Genomic DNA, 16,033 nt, shown 5'->3' on the forward strand with positions numbered 1-16,033 from the left:
TAGGTTTGCTTGGCGATACCAGACACCATCCGGGTAAACCACCATTATCAGTCCAGAACAACAAACTCGCAAGCAATTGACCTTAGTTCTGAAGACGCAACTGGGACGACTCTTTTGCGGCTGGTCGAGTTTTAGCTCTTGAAGTCGCTTTTGTAAGTACTCCCAGGATTCCAGACTAGCTTGTTTTGAGCAGGAGTTAGCATTTGTCTGGTCAACACAAATAAAAATGTGCTGCGGAGTTAGGGTTTTTTGTCTAGATATTTAGTGGTTTGGGGGATTTGACGGCTAGACTGGATCACTGTAATGTTACTCATCGAGTAGATCCCTGATTACAGTTCTATAACAATTTCCCAGCTTTGCAAATAAAGTTGGGAAAAAAGGAATTTGTCATTTGTCATTTGTCATTTCTCCCCAGTCCCCAATCCCCAATCCCCAGTCCCCAGTCCCCAGTCCCCAGTCCCTATCAAAATATTCGTAATTTACCGAACAGAACCTGAAAGTTGGGACTAATTAGGTATTTATTCTTAAGTAAGGCTACCCTTGCGGAGTTCGGGAACCCGTACACCAAGAATTCTTGCCATTGGTTGCTGTATTTCGGTAGATTAGCACTCAGGAGTCGAGAGTGCTAACTCTGGAGAAATATTATATGGCAGCAGTATCTCTAAGCGTTTCTACAGTTAAACCTCTGGGCGATCGCGTTTTCGTGAAAGTGAGCGCCTCAGAAGAAAAGACCGCAGGTGGTTTGTATTTACCGGACACCGCTAAGGAAAAGCCCCAGGTAGGGGAAGTAGTTGCCCTTGGGCCTGGTAAGCGCAACGACGACGGTTCTCGTCAGGAATTGGAAATCAAAGTTGGCGACAAGGTGTTGTACTCCAAGTACGCTGGCACCGACGTTAAGCTCGGCACAGAAGAATACGTATTGCTTTCTGAAAAAGACATTTTAGCAGTCGTTGCCTAATGGTCATTGGTCGTGAGTCATTAACCAATGACAAAGAACGAATGACAAAAGACAAATGACAAAAAACAAGTGACAAAGGACAAATAAAAACTATGGCAAAGCGTATTATCTACAACGAGAACGCCCGTCGCGCTCTGGAACGAGGCATTGACATCCTGGCTGAAGCCGTGGCTGTCACCCTTGGGCCCAAAGGTCGTAACGTGGTGCTAGAGAAGAAATTTGGCGCACCACAGATTGTCAATGATGGCGTCACCATTGCCAAAGAAATCGAATTAGAAGATCACATAGAAAACACTGGCGTAGCGCTAATTCGCCAAGCTGCTTCTAAGACCAACGACGCTGCTGGTGATGGTACAACCACCGCCACCGTTTTGGCTCATGCGATCGTTAAAGAAGGCTTGCGGAACGTTGCAGCTGGTGCAAATGCAATTTTGTTGAAGCGCGGTATTGACAAAGCCGCTGCTTTCTTGGTAGAGAAGATCGCTGAACACGCTCGTCCCGTAGAAGATTCTAAAGCGATCGCTCAAGTTGGTTCCATCTCAGCCGGTAACGACGAAGAAGTCGGCCAGATGATTGCCCAAGCAATGGACAAAGTGGGTAAGGAAGGCGTAATTTCCCTAGAAGAAGGGAAATCTATGACCACCGAACTCGAAATTACCGAAGGGATGCGCTTTGACAAAGGCTACATCTCTCCCTACTTCGCTACCGACGCTGAACGCATGGAAGCCGTGTTTGACGAGCCTTTCTTGCTGTTGACCGACAAGAAAATTGCCCTGGTACAAGACCTTGTACCCGTGCTTGAGCAAGTAGCTCGTGCTGGTCGTCCTTTGGTCATCATTGCCGAAGATATTGAAAAAGAAGCTTTAGCAACCTTAGTTGTCAACCGTTTGCGTGGTGTGTTAAACGTTGCGGCTATCAAAGCTCCTGGTTTTGGCGATCGCCGTAAAGCATTGCTAGAAGATATAGCCATCCTCACTGGTGGTCAGTTAATCACCGAAGACGCTGGTTTAAAGCTGGATAACACCAAGCTGGATAGCCTCGGTAAAGCTCGCCGCATCACCATCACCAAAGACAGCACCACAATTGTTGCTGAAGGTAATGAAGTGGCTGTCAAGGCTCGTATCGAGCAAATTCGTCGTCAGATTGAAGAAACCGAATCTTCTTACGACAAAGAGAAACTCCAAGAACGCCTTGCTAAATTAGCTGGTGGTGTTGCTGTGATCAAAGTGGGTGCAGCCACCGAAACCGAAATGAAGGACAAGAAACTGCGCCTAGAAGACGCGATCAACGCGACTAAGGCTGCTGTGGAAGAAGGTATTGTACCTGGTGGTGGTACAACACTGGCTCACCTGGCTCCCCAGTTGGAAACTTGGGCGCAAGCTAACCTGAAAGATGAAGAGTTGATTGGTGCGTTGATTGTCGTTCGCGCCTTACCTGCTCCTCTGAAGCGGATTGCTGAAAACGCTGGTCAGAATGGCGCTGTCATTGCTGAACGCGTCAAAGAGAAGGATTTCAACATTGGCTACAATGCTGCAACCAACGAATTCGTTGATTTGTTTGAAGCTGGTATTGTTGACCCCGCTAAAGTCACTCGTTCTGCGCTGCAAAATGCTGCTTCGATCGCTGGCATGGTGTTGACAACCGAATGTATCATTGTTGACAAGCCTGAGCCTAAGGATGCTGCTCCTGCTGGTGCTGGTCCTGGTGGCGGTGACTTCGATTACTAATAATCTATAGTCCCTGATTTGTGAAAACAGCTGCTTCCTGGGGGAGGCGGCTGTTTTTTTTGTCTCACATTCAGGTATTTCAAACGATAAAATAAGGAATTAATAATGTTAAAAGAATTGCTATTTAATAATATACTGATCAAGCTTAAACGCTAAGTTTGCTAAGTATGGAAGATTACCAAGCCGCTTTTATGCATCGTCACCTTGATACTGAAACACTATGTCAGTCTGGAAGGAAAGTAGCAGCTATGCACTTTGGAGGTGTAACCATTGAGTGTTTATTAAAAGCAATGATTTTTGCTACCTTACCAAAAAGTGCAACTCAGGAATGGAAGACAGATTCTACTAATCCAGGGCATACTATTACTAATCCGGGACATAGTTACATAGAAGCATTAAACCGGCACAATCGACTTAAATCTAGAATTGCTAATTTTCCTGAAGTGCGAAAGTGGCTTGACGAAGTGGAAAATCCAAACAGCCAAAGTTTTATAGATATGCGTTATTCTGGCTTTGAGCCTGATGATGAAAGTTACAAACGCTGGTTAAAAGCCTATCACAGTCTCAAAGGGTGGTTACAAAAGCAAACTACTCAACTTTAACGAGGTGGTCAATCAAATGCAGGAAAATTGGCAGATTTTGCTAAAGCAGGAAATTACAAACCAGTATGTGCATAATTCCCAAGAATGGCTCGATTTAAATATTTCTACATCGGGGTTAGTGAATTTGACGATTGTGAGTGATCGCTTTATTAATTTATCTATTCCTCAACGAAAAGAACAAATTTCTAACTTATTTAAATCACAAGTTCCTCATTTATCTCCTGGGTTTATTTCCTTATATACGCATCAAGAAGCAGATTCACTGAATCTTTCAGCACCACAGGTTTTTAATACAGCTTCAGTACAAACTTGGCAAGATTTAGCAATTCAAGCAGCAAATCCGCAAAATAAACCTCAACTTCCGCAGCGCGAACACAGTTTACCCAGAACCATAACTTTTTATTCCTTTAAAGGAGGAGTAGGTAGAACTACTGCATTAACCCATGTTGCCTCAATTTTGGCAGCGCGTGGTCTTAAAGTCGTAGCTGTGGATTTAGATTTAGAAGCGCCTGGTTTGAGTACAGCATTCAACCTCAAGCCGCAACCAAAGTATGGAATAGTTGACTATTTTTATGAGCGTTCCTACTTACCAGATGAAGTAGAACCAAGTATTTCAATTGCTGAAATATTTGGTGAAGTGAAAATCTCTAACGCCACAGGAAGATTATTTGTTGTTCCTGCTGGTTATCTTAATCTTGATTATGTCTCCAAAGTTGATGATCTTCATGCTACTACTATTATTGATGGAGATCAAAATCTTTGGTCTGTTTTTAAACGTGAAATTTACGAACAATTAAAACCTGATATTATCTTAATTGATTCGAGAACTGGAATCAATCAATGGGGAGCTTTATCATTAATTCAAGCAGCTGACGAAGCAATTATATTTCTTTTTCCTAACGAACAAAATAAACAAGGAATAGAACTGTTAATACAATCCCTGCAATGGGTAAAAAATTTATCCATTAATTTTGTTTTTTCTCCTGTTCCTGATGTTACTGAGATTGGTTTGTCGAAAGTAAAACAAATTTGGTACTCATTGCTGAACAGATTAAATACAGTAACAAATGAAAACTATGAAACAGATGAAGATGAGCCAGATTTAGATAATTATCAAACTCCAATAGAAAAACTTTTAGTAGTCCCTTATCTTTTGCCAATCGCTTTGGCTGATAGCTATCCTGTACAAGGGATGCAAGATTACTACACAAAAATTGCTAACTTAATTGATGAAAAAACTGATGAACTCAAACGTAGTAATGTTTTAAATACAATAGATCATCGGTGGAATATTATTGAAAGTCTGCAATTTCCTGAAGTAAATGCTGCTGATCCAAGACAAGATTTGAATCTACTCTTTCAGCGTACTACTGATTTTGAAAGATTTTTAGACGATACAACCTGCCTAATTAGAGGGCGAAAAGGCACAGGCAAAACTGCACTTTATTGGCTTTTTCTAAAACATAAAAGTGTTGCTCAAAAACTAGCTCATGGACGATTAGATAATACTGTATTTTTGTCAGCACATGGTAGATTTCAGGAAAGTCGTCCATCTCGTGATGAATTTCAAATCATCCATCAAACTTTACAACAAAACAGAGGCACATGGGAAGCTTTCTGGAGAGCTTATTTACTACTTAGATGTCATCAGGAAAATTTGTTTAACTTTCCTAAAGGAAAGAAAAGTCCAAAGTATAGTGAATTGAGAAAAATTCTTAATAATTTACCTAAAGAAAGATGGCAGTCTGAATCTACTCAAGTTTTGTTAGAATTATCCACTAACTCTGAACTACGGCTCATAGTCAAAGATGCCATAGATATTTTGCTTAATGAAGAAGCCAAAAATAATTCTCAAAAACTCTGGTTTCTTTACGATGATTTAGATGAAGATTTTCCTGAAGTAGGAGGAATAAGACAGCAAGCACTCACTGGCTTATTTCAATTAGTGCAATCTTGTGATGCTAACAGATTAACAGAAATTAGATTTAAAATCTTTTTAAGAGAAGATATATGGAACCGTTTAAGTTTTGACAATAAAAGTCATTTTACTGGGCGGGATATTATCTTACAGTGGACTAGGATTGATTTTTTACGATTAGCACTTCGTCAAGCAATACAATCTGAAGATTTCAAGAATTTGGTTGACCGTATTTCTCCTGTTGCTTTTGAAAGTATTGATCAAGCTACAGAAGAGGCAATTGATAAAGCCTTAGAATTACTGTGGGGAAGTCGCCGCAGAGGTGGAAATAGAGCTAAAAATGTATCTCGATGGGTTTATGAAAGATTAACAGACTCAAGTAGCACTACTTTTCCTCGGAGTTTAAGTATATTACTGAAAGGAGCAAAAGAACAAGAACTAAGCTATAAGGGACAATCATCAACCAAATTTCGTACAGACCGCCTACTTCAAGGAAAATCCTTAGAATTTGGCTTAAAAAAAGCATCAGAAAAGCGGTGTGAAGAAATTAAAGAGGAATATCCTGATTTGACTAAGTTTTTTGATTCTCTTAAGGGTAAATTAGCCTTCTTATCTAAAGAACAGTTACAAACAGTATGGCAAGAGTCAGCACATGACATAGCAGACTTTGAAGAATTTGCTTCTTTTTTAAGTGAAATTGGCATTATTGAATGGCGGGAAAAAGAGAAACGCTATAAGGTTGCTGATATCTATGTATATGGTTTTGAAATGGATCGTAGAGGCGCAGTATAAAAATATGTTTAACTTTATATTGCTGGTTGTGTGGCAGTTCTCGCAGGTTTATGGTTGCAAAAGGATTTGATTTGCTTTCTGGAAATAGAGATATCGCCACCATTTCTTCTTTCATATATTAATTATTAGTTTTACAAAAACATAAATGAGCGAAACACACACAATACCCCTATATACTCTGAATCCCGTAAATAGATTTTCTGACAGAGCAGAAGATTATGTAAAATATCGACCTGGCTACCCATCTACAGCTATTGATATTATTTTGGAGGGATTAAATACAATGTCGCCAATCATAGTCGCTGATATTGGCGCGGGTACAGGAATTTCCTCTCGATTATTGGCTGAAAGAGGAGTTAATGTTATTGCTATAGAACCAAATGCGGCGATGAGAGAAGCTGCTCAACCTCACCCTTTAGTAGAGTTTTGTGATGGGACAGCAGAATCTACTCAAATACCTGACAAGTCTGTTGATTTAGTTACTTGTTTTCAAGCTTTTCATTGGTTTAATCCAGAACCAACGTTATTAGAGTTTCACCGGATTTTAAAACCAGCCGGGCGGTTGGCTGTAGTGTGGAATAACCGCGACAAAGAAGATGCTTTAACAGCAGAATATAGCCGATTGGTACGTGAAGCATCCAACAATCATCCAGCAGAATCGCGGATGCAATCGGTAGAACCGTTGTTAACAACGCCTCATTTTGTTAACTTCCGAGAATATATGTTTGTTTATCGACAAGAATTAGATTTAACTGGACTGATTGGACGTGCTAAGAGTGTTTCTTACTTACCTAGTGAAGGTTTGGTATACGATCGCCTGATTGCTGGTTTGCAGGATTTATATCAGCAATTTCGTGATGAGACTGGTTTTGTTTATATGACATATCGCACTAGTGTACATCTGAGCGAAGCAGTTAATTAAACTTCATGTCAAGCTAATTTTAGCGCCTGCTTTGTGCGGAGAGTGCGATCGCCAACGGTAAGCCACTTTGATTTCCGATGCAGCATTAGTAAAAAAGCTAAGATAGATATATTATTTTAAGCAAAAACTTATGCTACCCATTAACAAAAAAATTGTGACTGATGAAGCGATGCGCCCAGTAGCTGTTTTGATTGATTATCAAGACTGGGAAAAAATTGAGCAAATCTTAAATACTTATCAATTACAACAAGAAGTAAATTTCGATTTAAATAAATATGCAGGTGTCATTAAATTGACTCAAGACCCTTTGGAATATCAACAACAGATTAGGGATGAATGGAGTTGATGCAGCCTTTAATATTATTAGATACAAATATAGTACTGTATTTTTTAGGTGGTAGGTTAGCCAGCCAATTACCATCTGGACAATATTTTATTTCAATGATTACTGAAATTGAACTGTTATCTTATCCAGGTCTTAGTTCAGATGAAGAAACGCAAATAATTGATTTTTTAAATAAAATTACAGTTGTAAATATTGATAATAATATCAAAAAACTAACGATCGCACTTCGTAAACAATATAAACTCAGGCTTCCTGACGCAATAATTGTCGCAACTACAGAATCTCCAGACGCAACGTTATTTACGAATGATGTCAAACTAGCTAATTTAACAGAAATTAATACTCAAACGGTGCAAATTGTGTAATTGAGGTAGGGACACAAGGACTTCTCAGAGGCTAACGATGGATTTCCCTACGCCCTGAGCCGATGCGCTTCAAGTTGAAAAATAAACTGTGCGCCATGCTTACCAGGAACTATCCCACTCTATGGAAAAGCTTACTCTGGATCGGTTCGCCTCAGAAATTAGCAGGCAAATACCCCTCAACTTGCCGTTCTGAACGACGGACTGCTAACTTAGGTGCTACTACAAAGTTTACTAGTCATGATTCAATGAATTAGTAATTATTTACTAAAAAACTCAGCTAATTCACAGCTATCGAAAACTTCAGTAGTCTTTTGCTGCTTATTTACAAGTAAACAATGTTTATTACATAGGAGGGTAAGTGTAGAAAAACAGAAAATATTGCTCCAAATACAGCTAATTTAGCCAAAATTAACTTTTACCTATCTCTTACTACTAAATGAATTCGCAATCTTCTCGTGCTGACAAAATCCTAGTTGTTGATGATTCTCCTGATAACGTGTTTCTGATTAAAACTATTTTGGAAGAGGAAGGCTACATAATTAGCACTGCAGAAAATGGTATTTCGGCATTGGCGCAACTGGAAGCATCTCCTTGTGACTTGGTGTTACTGGATTTGATGATGCCAGGAATGGATGGCTACGAAGTTACTAAACGTGTACGTGGAAATACGCAATTGCAGCAATATATTCCGATTTTGCTGATTACTGCCCATGATGCGCCCAATGTCGCGCAGGGATTAGACTTGGGTGCTGATGATTTTATCCGCAAGCCTGTAACTGTGGATGAATTATTAGCGAGAGTGCGATCGCTCTTGCGGTTAAAGCACAGTATAGATGAACGTGACGAAATTGCTAGGCAACGGGAAGATTTTGTCTCTCGCCTCACCCATGACTTACGCACTCCTCTAGTCGCAGCCGATCGCATTCTCATGTTGTTTCAGCAGGGTGCTTTGGGGGCGCTATCCTCACAAATGCAAGAGGTGATTGCCATTATGGCTCGCAGTAATACCAACCTGCTGGCTATGGTTAATACTTTATTAGAAGTTTATCGTTTTGAAGCTGGTCGTAAAACCCTGGCGTTGCAACCAGTGAATCTCGCCCAGTTATTAGAAGAAGTGACTGGGGAATTGACACCCCTAGCTCAGGAAAAAGCACTGCCAATCAATTTAGATTTTACGGAAGATGCAACTAAAAGTATAGTCATGGGCGATCGCTTAGAACTACATCGCCTATTCACTAACCTCATCGGCAACGCTATCAAGTTTACCGAATCCGGCTCAGTAAATATCTCCCTCACTTCTGGATTTGAGAGTGACAAAGGCTTCCACCCTAATTTTTCGCTTAATTCCGCTACCACTGACTATATTACTATCGAGGTGGCAGACACAGGCTCAGGTATTCCGCCTAAAGAACAACCTACCTTGTTTGAACGATTTCGCCAAGGTAGCCATAAGAGTTCTGGTAGTGGCTTGGGACTCTACCTTTCTCGTCGCATTGTCGAAGCACATCAAGGCGCTATTTTAGTTAAGTCTGAGTTAGGTAAAGGTAGTCTATTTATTGTACTTTTACCTATTAAACCGTAGAGAATTGGAGAAATAATTAATGATCCTTGATTCTTAACAAATGAAACGCGAAGCGAGTAAAAAGCATGGTTAGTGAATTAACAATTTCCGCTGTGGATATTATTCGTAAACAACGTGAATTTTTTCAAACTGGAAAAACGAAAGATGTTTATTTCCGGATTGGGCAACTTAAAATCTTAAAGCAGGCAATTATTGAGCATGAACAAGCGATTACCCAAACATTAAAAGCAGATTTAAATAAGCCTGAATTTGAGACTTACGCCGCAGAAATTTTAGTCACCAAAGAAATTGATTATGCCATCAAGCATATTCAAACTTGGACAAAACCCCAAAAAGCCCCAGTACCACTGAACTTTTTTCCTTATTCAGCAAAGATTTACCCAGAACCACTGGGAGTTGTTTTGATTATTGGTGCTTGGAACTATCCCTTTCAATTAACTATCTCACCATTAGTAGGTGCGATCGCTGCTGGCAATTGTGCAATTATTAAGCCTTCCGAACTTGCTCCTCATACCTCTAATCTCTTAGCTGAGATAATTCCTAAATATTTCGACTCAAGATATATTGCAGTCGTCGAAGGAGGTGTAGAAACTAGTCAAAAATTACTGGCGGAGAAATTTGATCATATCTTTTTCACTGGTAGCACGACTGTAGGCAAAATTGTCATGACAGCAGCGGCTAAAAATCTCACGCCAGTGACTTTAGAATTAGGTGGAAAAAGTCCTTGTATTGTAGATACAGAAATTAATCTAGAACATACTGTTAAAAGAATTGTGTGGGGCAAGTTTATTAATGCCGGGCAAAGTTGTATTGCTCCTGATTATCTTTTAGTTGATAAAAAAATCAAAAATAATCTGGTAGATATTCTCAGAAAAACCCTCAAAGAATTTTACGGCGATAATCCTGCTAACAGTCCTGATTATGCCCGGATTATCAATCACAAACATTTTGGGAGATTGGTTCATTTTCTCAAAGATGGTGAAATTATTATTGGTGGGAAAACTAATTCAGAAGAACTTTATATAGCTCCCACAATAATTAATAATGTCTCCTGGACAGATCCAATCATGCAGGAAGAGATTTTTGGGCCGATTTTGCCAATAATTGAGTATTCCGATATTACAGAAGCGATCGCCTTAATTAATTCTCGACCAAAACCTTTAGCTTTATACTTATTTTCTCAAAACAAAAACCTGCAAAAGCGAGTATTGCAGGAAACAACATCCGGTGGAGTCTGTCTTAACGACACAATGATACAGTTTAGTGTTTCATCTTTACCATTTGGTGGTGTGGGTGATAGCGGTATCGGTAGCTATCACGGTAAAGCCAGTTTTGACACCTTTTCCCATTACAAAAGTGTCTTGCAAAACTCATTTTTGCTGGATTTAAATTGGCGATATGCTCCCTATAAAGGCAAACTATCTTTATTGAAGCGACTTCTTGGGTAATTGAGTGTTAAATGGTGAAAAAACTATCAAATTTGATGTTACTAGCTTGTACCCAGCTTAGAGAGGCTAAAAGTTTATCACCTGTGTTAATTAAGGCACTGCCATTACCTTGAATGATTGTCAAATCATCATAAGTCAAACCACCTGATAAGCCAATCATTGTTTGTCCTACTTGGAAGTTGTTGACAGTATCAATTCCATCACCTTTTGCCAGAACGACTATATCTCTACCACCACCTAACCAGATGGTATCGTTACCAACGCCACCACTGATAAAATCATTACCTGAACCTGTATAAATCAGGTCATCGCCAGCACCGCCAAAGACAGTGTTTACACCTTCGTTAGCAAAAATAGTATCGTTGCCTTTTTCACCATAAATAGTATCAGCCTGAGAGCCACCGTAGATGAGATCATCGCCAGTCCCACCAAAAATAGTGTTGTTGCCCTCGCTAGCAAAAATTTGGTCGTTACCACCCAGAGCATAGATAATATCATTGCTGGCATTACCAAAAATGGTTTCAGCATCACGTGTTCCCACGATCGCACCATCTGGAATTTCCGCTCCATTAATAGTGACAGTTACAGAAGCGATATCTGTAGCGCCATAACTATCAGAAACTGTGTAATCGAAGCTATCTGTAGCAGATGTTCCTTTTGAAAGGGATTCAAATTGACCGTTGGGGTCATAATCGAATGTACCGTCACTATTGAGAGTTAGCAACGCACCAGAATCTAAGGTAATCTCAGTACCTACATTAGCAGCATTGCCGTTCACTGCCGTCACAGTCATCAAATCGAGTTCAATATCGGCGTCGCTGGTGAGGATATTCTCGCTGAGAACAAAATGTTCATCAGTACTAAAGAAATCATCAATTGCGATGGGAGAATTGTTGTTAATCGACCCATCAATTGATGTGATGAAACCACCTGTCGCCCCCTTTTCTGGTACGATAGCCACAATTTCTAAAGGAGAATTATAACTACCTATGACTTTTAGTGGTCCATAGGTTGCTTCTTCATAAATATTAATCTTTATCCCAAGTTTTGGAATTGTAAAATAATCTGCTGACTGCTGAGGATTATTCGTATTTGTTGTTGCTAAATAGGTGGAGAAAACTTTAGCTGTACCATCGGTCGATTGGGGACCAAATATAGGATCGTCAATATTACGTTGAACACTAAAGCTCAAAATTGGGTTAGCAATGACATTAGTCCCAACAAAACTAATGTTGTTTTTAATCCACAATTTTCCAACTTCAAAAGGACCTTCTATTTCAGCATAAGGATGTGTGAATATTCTTCCTTCAAAAGTCAATTTAAATCTAGCATCTTCAGGCAAATTATCATAAGTTATCCAATCAGAAGAAACTGTTGGTAATCCTAAAGCAGAATCTAAACTATTATTTAAATCCGTGAGATTTTGTTGCGTTTGAATAATATTGGATCTTGTTTTATCAAGCTGTGTCGTAGTTTCGCTAACTTCTTGTTTCAGTGAGTTTAGTTCTCCTTGGAAAGCAACTAAAAGCACTGCAAAATCTTTTAAAAATAGATTAATTCCGGGTATTGCTAAAAATTCAAAGACTTTCTTAGTAGTAGATTCTAAAAGTCGGCTTGCTTTATCTAAGTTAGCAGAATATGCTTTGATAGCAGAGAGGCTATTATCTACTAAAGTTAATGAATTACCTATTTTATTCTGAGCATTTTTTACTCTAGATTGCAAATCTTGAGCGTCTCGTCTAGCACTACCACTGACAAGAATAGCGTAGTAGTCTGCTAAAGTCGGTAATTCAATTGGCTTACCTATTTTTGAGCTATATTCTTTTAAGACATTTTCAAGATTGTTTAAGCCCTGTGTAACATCACTAGTGTTAATCGGTGAAAAAACAGTTGATAAGTCTTGAATTTCTTTGGCTGTAGTAACACCTAGTATATTCTGTAAATCACCTAAAAGAGTGATTACACTAATGTATTTATTATTTGCTACTGTATTAGCACTACTCAATGAAGCAAAGAAAATATTCAAATAGTCTATAGAGGCAGATGCATTTATATCTAATTTATTCAGTTCTGCTTCACTTGAACTAACAGCTTTTTTGATATCTCCTAATTCCGCGTAATCTGTAAGGTTAAAATTTACATTTATATTATTCATAATCAAACAAGTCAATAATTGTTTGTGCTTGCCATTGATGATTCAAGGCAAAAAAGTGATGCTAGTATTAATCGTTGGTGGGTTGTCACTAACGTATTTAATATTATTTACAGATTATTTTCATTGCTGTCTAGTACTTCTGCTGATTAAATAAATTATTTAGCCAAAGCTTTATATAAATCACAGTGAGAATACAGGCAATATGAAGACGACATAAAATAAAAAACTCCATACCGCTTGCGGTATGGAGTTTTTGGGAATGGGGAAAAAGTTACTTATAACGCCACTTGCTTCAAGAGAGAGAACCCGCCGATGGTAATTTCCTGGGTGTTTTTATGGCAAACAGAATAAAAAGATTTGCCATTTCCCTCTATGTTGAGATAGAATTGCGCGATAAATTGTAGGAAGATTGAAAGTAGAGATTCGTCATTCATCACAGCTTTTTAGAGGAGAAGATTTTGATATAGCGATTAAAGTTTAGATAAATGACGCCAAAATATATCTAAATACCTGAAAATAATATAAATTGTCCTCATTTAGTAACCACAACCTGATTAAAAAATACCAGAATTGAGATAAAATTTTAAATATGAATTATCTAACACATTTAGAGATCAAATATAAAAAAATCCTTCCTATTTTCATGCTCATTTGTAGTATGTTTATACTTTACGTATCATTTTTAGTCGGATTTTCAGTCAACACAATCACAAGTTTAATACTTTTGGTTGTAAGTGTTTTAATGTTGACACGCAATCTAGCTGTGATTACTCCAAATGAGATTCAAATGATGAATTTATTGGGAACTACAGTGAAAAGATATTCCTTCACTCCCGAACAAATTGTAATTACAAATAACGATGTTTATATTGATGGTAAAAAAATTCTTTCAACTTGGTGGGCAGATATCAATATTAAAGAAGTGAGAAAATTTTTATTACAAACACAAGACGAACAATAAACTTGGATTTTAGTATTTCCTCGAATTGACGCACCCACTGCTTTTAACGTGCTGCTGGCAAATCAAGACTGAGTCCCTCATAGTAGTCTGTTCCATATAATTTCGATAAGTTCGTATAGCAATTCTCGGTTACGTGAGATACACCCGTAAGGGCACAGCAGTGCCCATTGGTGTCAACTTAACGCGAAACCCATATCCCGCCTCAGAATGAATTCTGAGTCTAATAACCCAAGTCATCTGAAGATGACTAAAAATTCTCAAAAATCCCCAGTTTACTTTAGTAAACTTTGGCTATTAGCCTTGGAATTCATTCCCAGGCGGGTAGGTAAGCCTTGCAATAAGCCATCTGTAGCTTAAGTTGACACCTATAGGCAGTGCCGTGCCCCTACCGCTTGCGATATAATTTAGTACCACATCTGAATGGGAACCACTATAGTAAAGACTTCAGTGCTTAGAAGATTAGGACTAAAGTCCTTACTACGAGCCTATTTTACCCTTCAGAAAGTGGATTCAGGCGATAATCCTAGATGCTGCTATAACGCTCCTCTGCCCAAGGTTCGCCACGGGTATGATAGCCATTACGCTCCCAAAACCCAAGTTCTTCGCGTTCTAAAAACTCTAAACCATTAATCCACTTGGCACTTTTCCAAGCATACAGATGGGGAACAACTAACCGCATTGGCCCACCGTGTTCTGCTGTTAACGGTTCACCAAAAGCTTTAAAAGCGAAGAAGTTTTCTTCTTTCACAAGGTCAGCGATCGCAATATTAGTGGTATAACCCCCATAACAGTGTTCCATAACATGGGCTGCTTTGGGATCTAACTCAATCAGACTGAAGAAATCTGTCACCTTAATCCCCGTCCACTTGACATCGAGTTTAGACCAGCGCGTTACACAGTGGAAGTCCGCTGTAAATTCGTGCTGAGGTAACGCCATAAAATCTTTCCAGGTAAAGGCGACGGGTTTTACCAATCCCCAAACCCGAAATTCCCATTCTTCCGTGGTAATTTTAGGCGTTGCACCATAAGTTAATACCGGAAAACCCTTGGTTAAGTGTTGTCCTGGAGGAACCCGTTCGCTATCTTGCGCCTCTGGTTTCTGAAAAAATTTTCCTAGCATACTCCTAGAAAAATAAGTTTTTTCAAGTTAGTTATCTCTTGTGAATTGCCCAATAATCAATCGTTTTTATTTGTTGACAGTTAACTGTTAACTGTCAACATCATGAAATATGCAACTTTGATGTGGAACACCTTGTGAGAATCATCCATTACCGGATTCTGATTAACTGGATGAGCTTTTTTAGACCATTTAATAATCCATAAAGCGACGAAAAAGCGCTGATTGAGTAGCGCTGTTCGTGCTTATACTGAATTATGATTCTTCGTCTGCGTCCTCGTCTTCAGCAGTTGGATAGACAAATGTAGAACGTCCAGTCAAAATCGATTTACCGAGAGAGAGTGCTTTTTGAGCTTCAACAACAGCCTTATGCCTCCAAGTAGCGCGGCGTTTGTCTCTTTTGGATTTGGATGTTTTCTTCTTAGGAACAGCCATGATAGCGGATATCGCAATTCTTGACAACCTTACTATTCTAAGCCATCAATTGGCTAAAGAAGTCTCTAGTGTGAAGGATAAAGGATGAAATAATTAGCTTAACCTTCACATAGACAAACTACTTGGTTGTAGCTGTTTGTCCGGGAGTCAGGTTTTGCTCAAAAAACAGCAGCGATCGCGCAGTTTTAAAGTAAGTTGCCCAACGCTGCGGATCGGGGCGAGTGCGCCATTGTGGACGACTCACATCTAAAGCCAGAACTGGGGCGATCGCTCCATAACTTTGTACGGAGACAATAATTGACACATCTGTCACCAAAATATCTTGATCGAAACTCCTTTGAGCGGATGCTCTCGCCACCGCTTCTGCCCTCCGCAGAATAGTTTCATAGTTTTCATCCGGTAGACGATCAATGGCTAGATCAACTCTAGCTGTGTAAGCTTGCACAATCTGGGGGGCGATCGCTTCCCTCAAAAACCACACAGGAAGCGTAGATAAAAGCAAAACTAATAACGGAACTATCCGGATTTTTCTGGCAATTTGGCTAATAAATGAAGAGGTAATGATCGATGATGGTTGACAAGCAACACTCTTGCTCATGACTTTGTAACTCCTTAACTAATGATCTGTAATTTAAATTGAGTGAAAGTATTTTCCGGCAAAATAATGTAATAAATACTACATTGTATCTTGGGTTCGATGAGAAT

14 protein-coding genes are annotated in these 16,033 nt (G+C 39.2%); 10 read left to right on the forward strand and 4 right to left on the reverse strand.

Translation table 11 applies throughout. The annotated features are described in order from the left end of the window. Nucleotides 1-646: 646 nt before the first annotated feature. From groES to CAL7507_RS23495, 9 genes are all read left to right on the forward strand, one after another. Nucleotides 647-958, forward strand: coding sequence for a co-chaperone GroES (groES, locus tag CAL7507_RS23455; RefSeq protein ID WP_015130973.1), 312 nt, complete (start codon nt 647-649; stop codon nt 956-958). A gap of 92 nt (nt 959-1,050) precedes the next feature. Beyond that, a complete protein-coding gene (groL, locus tag CAL7507_RS23460) occupies nt 1,051-2,685 on the forward strand; it encodes a chaperonin GroEL (protein ID WP_015130974.1) in 1,635 nt (544 codons plus the stop codon). A 167-nt stretch (nt 2,686-2,852) separates the two neighbouring features. After that, complete coding sequence (locus CAL7507_RS23465; protein WP_015130975.1) at nt 2,853-3,287, forward strand: hypothetical protein; 435 nt, start codon at nt 2,853-2,855, stop codon at nt 3,285-3,287. A gap of 16 nt (nt 3,288-3,303) precedes the next feature. Beyond that, nucleotides 3,304-5,997: a ParA family protein gene (locus CAL7507_RS23470; protein WP_015130976.1), complete on the forward strand. Its 2,694-nt coding sequence runs from the start codon at nt 3,304-3,306 to the stop codon at nt 5,995-5,997. 145 nt (nt 5,998-6,142) lie between these two features. Then, nucleotides 6,143-6,919 (forward strand): class I SAM-dependent methyltransferase, encoded by a 777-nt coding sequence (locus tag CAL7507_RS23475; protein WP_015130978.1) that lies wholly within the window; start codon nt 6,143-6,145, stop codon nt 6,917-6,919. Between the two features lie 130 nt (nt 6,920-7,049). Then, complete coding sequence (locus tag CAL7507_RS23480) at nt 7,050-7,265, forward strand: hypothetical protein (RefSeq protein WP_015130979.1); 216 nt, start codon at nt 7,050-7,052, stop codon at nt 7,263-7,265. Further along, on the forward strand, nt 7,265-7,630 hold the full coding sequence (locus CAL7507_RS23485) for a type II toxin-antitoxin system VapC family toxin (protein WP_236556806.1): 366 nt from the start codon (nt 7,265-7,267) through the stop codon (nt 7,628-7,630). The genes CAL7507_RS23480 and CAL7507_RS23485 overlap by 1 nt, the downstream gene beginning before the upstream one ends. A 436-nt stretch (nt 7,631-8,066) precedes the next feature. Continuing rightward, the gene (locus CAL7507_RS23490; protein WP_015130981.1) at nt 8,067-9,212 is read left to right on the forward strand and encodes a hybrid sensor histidine kinase/response regulator; all 1,146 of its coding nucleotides are present in this window, start codon (nt 8,067-8,069) and stop codon (nt 9,210-9,212) included. Between the two features lie 65 nt (nt 9,213-9,277). After that, nucleotides 9,278-10,660 carry an aldehyde dehydrogenase gene (locus CAL7507_RS23495; RefSeq protein ID WP_015130982.1) on the forward strand — a complete coding sequence of 461 codons (1,383 nt, stop codon included), beginning with the start codon at nt 9,278-9,280 and terminating at the stop codon, nt 10,658-10,660. Nucleotides 10,661-10,667: 7 nt separating this feature from the next. On the opposite strand, the gene CAL7507_RS30235 is transcribed toward CAL7507_RS23495, so the two are convergent. After that, nucleotides 10,668-12,815, reverse strand: coding sequence for a calcium-binding protein (locus tag CAL7507_RS30235; RefSeq protein ID WP_015130983.1), 2,148 nt, complete (start codon nt 12,813-12,815; stop codon nt 10,668-10,670). A 589-nt stretch (nt 12,816-13,404) separates the two neighbouring features. Here CAL7507_RS30235 and CAL7507_RS23505 point away from each other — a divergent pair. Continuing rightward, nucleotides 13,405-13,776 carry a hypothetical protein gene (locus CAL7507_RS23505; protein WP_015130984.1) on the forward strand — a complete coding sequence of 124 codons (372 nt, stop codon included), beginning with the start codon at nt 13,405-13,407 and terminating at the stop codon, nt 13,774-13,776. Between the two features lie 523 nt (nt 13,777-14,299). Here CAL7507_RS23505 and CAL7507_RS23510 read toward each other — a convergent pair. The 3 genes from CAL7507_RS23510 to CAL7507_RS23520 form a co-directional block, all read right to left on the reverse strand. Continuing rightward, nucleotides 14,300-14,896 carry a sulfite oxidase-like oxidoreductase gene (locus tag CAL7507_RS23510; protein WP_015130985.1) on the reverse strand — a complete coding sequence of 199 codons (597 nt, stop codon included), beginning with the start codon at nt 14,894-14,896 and terminating at the stop codon, nt 14,300-14,302. Between the two features lie 252 nt (nt 14,897-15,148). Next, nucleotides 15,149-15,328, reverse strand: coding sequence for a 50S ribosomal protein L32 (gene rpmF, locus CAL7507_RS23515; RefSeq protein ID WP_015130986.1), 180 nt, complete (start codon nt 15,326-15,328; stop codon nt 15,149-15,151). Between the two features lie 118 nt (nt 15,329-15,446). Continuing rightward, a complete protein-coding gene (locus tag CAL7507_RS23520; protein WP_015130987.1) occupies nt 15,447-15,926 on the reverse strand; it encodes a hypothetical protein in 480 nt (159 codons plus the stop codon). Nucleotides 15,927-16,033: the final 107 nt, after the last annotated feature.

This window comes from Calothrix sp. PCC 7507, assembly GCF_000316575.1.
In the GTDB taxonomy this organism is placed as follows: Bacteria; Cyanobacteriota; Cyanobacteriia; order Cyanobacteriales; family Nostocaceae; genus Fortiea.

Bases quoted from the DNA above. Each gene is read 5' to 3' on its own strand.
- CAL7507_RS23495 (WP_015130982.1), top strand. From the start codon at position 9,278: ATGGTTAGTGAATTAACAATTTCCGCTGTGGATATTATTCGTAAACAA.
- CAL7507_RS23475 (WP_015130978.1), top strand. From the start codon at position 6,143: ATGAGCGAAACACACACAATACCCCTATATACTCTGAATCCCGTAAAT.
- CAL7507_RS23485 (WP_236556806.1), top strand. From the start codon at position 7,265: ATGCAGCCTTTAATATTATTAGATACAAATATAGTACTGTATTTTTTA.
- groES (WP_015130973.1), top strand. From the start codon at position 647: ATGGCAGCAGTATCTCTAAGCGTTTCTACAGTTAAACCTCTGGGCGAT.
- CAL7507_RS23490 (WP_015130981.1), top strand. From the start codon at position 8,067: ATGAATTCGCAATCTTCTCGTGCTGACAAAATCCTAGTTGTTGATGAT.
- CAL7507_RS23505 (WP_015130984.1), top strand. From the start codon at position 13,405: ATGAATTATCTAACACATTTAGAGATCAAATATAAAAAAATCCTTCCT.
- CAL7507_RS23520 (WP_015130987.1), bottom strand. From the start codon at position 15,926: ATGAGCAAGAGTGTTGCTTGTCAACCATCATCGATCATTACCTCTTCA.
- CAL7507_RS30235 (WP_015130983.1), bottom strand. From the start codon at position 12,815: ATGAATAATATAAATGTAAATTTTAACCTTACAGATTACGCGGAATTA.
- groL (WP_015130974.1), top strand. From the start codon at position 1,051: ATGGCAAAGCGTATTATCTACAACGAGAACGCCCGTCGCGCTCTGGAA.
- rpmF (WP_015130986.1), bottom strand. From the start codon at position 15,328: ATGGCTGTTCCTAAGAAGAAAACATCCAAATCCAAAAGAGACAAACGC.
- CAL7507_RS23480 (WP_015130979.1), top strand. From the start codon at position 7,050: ATGCTACCCATTAACAAAAAAATTGTGACTGATGAAGCGATGCGCCCA.
- CAL7507_RS23510 (WP_015130985.1), bottom strand. From the start codon at position 14,896: ATGCTAGGAAAATTTTTTCAGAAACCAGAGGCGCAAGATAGCGAACGG.
- CAL7507_RS23465 (WP_015130975.1), top strand. From the start codon at position 2,853: ATGGAAGATTACCAAGCCGCTTTTATGCATCGTCACCTTGATACTGAA.
- CAL7507_RS23470 (WP_015130976.1), top strand. From the start codon at position 3,304: ATGCAGGAAAATTGGCAGATTTTGCTAAAGCAGGAAATTACAAACCAG.